Annotated in this window: 1 protein-coding gene; it reads right to left on the bottom strand. The window is 57.9% G+C overall.

Annotated elements, in window-relative coordinates; all coding sequences use genetic code 11:
* On the bottom strand, nt 1-1,313 hold a 1,313-nt coding region (locus AC1D35_RS35985), incomplete at its 3' end, for an ISNCY family transposase (protein ID WP_477942769.1).
* Nucleotides 1,314-1,615 lie beyond the last annotated feature (302 nt).

Below are 1,615 nucleotides of genomic sequence, written 5' to 3' on the forward strand. Positions count from 1 at the left end.
TTCATGAAGTCTGTCTTGCGGCCTGGCTTTCGGCCCCGTGGCGTGTAGCCATTCTTCTCACTGTTACTCTTGACCTTCGGCCTTGTCTGCTGATTCTGGCGCTCTTTGATATAGGCCAGAACGTCACCGAGCCGCTTGTTCTCGGTGATCGCCGCATGCGTCACCCGCTGGTCCTTATCGAACGTCCTGTAGGGCAGGGAATGCCCCTTCCACCGCACATCCAATCGACCGTCGGCATAGGCGTAGGTCTCGACATAGCGACCAGCTAAACCGCGCGTCACTTCGCTCTCCTCCAACATGATCCGCTTGCGCTCAAACGAAAACGTCAACTGCGATCCGACATAGCGCTGCTCGCGTTTGCACAGAATCTCGCCCAGCCGTTCCGGCGCCAGATTTATCGGCCGGTGCAGGTCTTCCGACCGGGCAGGGACAATCGCAAACCGGGCATTGTAGTACTCCATGAAGCCAGGCAAAAACGCGTTGCCAGTCTCCATGTCGCAGATATGAGCCAGCCGTAATTCCTTGACCAGCCGATCCTGCAGCGTCCGGTTCATCCGTTCGACACGACCCTTGGCCTGACTCGAATTTGCGCAAAGAATCTCGATGCTTAGTTCCGAGAGCGCACGGCCGAACTGGGTCATGCCCTGGCCACCCTTGGCGTCCTTCTTCGCCACCCGGAACACCGTATGCTTGTCGGAATAAAAGGCGATCGGAGCGCCATGCTCCTTCAAGTAAAGTTCGAGCGCGTCGAAATAGGTGAACGTGCTCTCCGATCGTACAAAGCGCAACTGCATCAATCTGCCAGTCGCATCATCGACAAACACCAGCAGCGAGCACGGCGGTCCGCGATCTTCAAACCAGCGATGCTCGGAGCCGTCGATCTGCACCAGCTCGCCATAAGCCTCGCGCCGTAGCCGCGGCTGGTGAAACGTCCGGCGCTGCTTGCGCGACAGCCAAAGTCCGGCCTCCGTCATCCAGCCGCGCAACGTCTCGCGCGACACCCGCAATCCATCTCGCTCGGAAAGCTTCTCGGCCGCCAAGGTTGGTCCGAAGTCTGCATAGCGTTCACGAACCAGCGTCACCGCGTAATCCCGAACACCATCGCTGATCCGGTTGTTCGACGGCCGGCCGATCGCCTTGTGCCGGATCGACGCCGCACCACCAGTGCGGATCCGATACAACAGCCGGCGCACCTGGCGCTCGCTCAAATCAAGCACATGCGCCGCCGACACCAATGTCATCCGGCCGGCGATGACTTTCGACAAAATCTCGATCCTCTGCAGATCACGCTCGCTCATCGCAATCAGTCCCATCCGCAATCTCCCAGACGTCGTTCAGACGCGGGGAGTGTGACATTCCAACTTTGCAGAAACAGGACACTTCAACTTTGCGGCTACACGAGGTAATGATATAATATAGCTTATGGAACTTGTCGAAAAACCAGCCCATGGTTACTGCTTGGCGTCAGTTGGTGCTTGTTGGGCCAGAAGCTTCACGGCGCCCGACAAAGCCTCAAGTTCCCTTTGGATGCCATTCGGGACAGTTTCGGAATCCGTGTCGGAACCTCTGCTTTCCACTTGCTGATCAAAAGGGCTCGGCGTTCGCCGTCTAAGAC

The sequence above is a fragment of the Rhizobium sp. P1_E6 genome, from assembly GCF_056405875.1.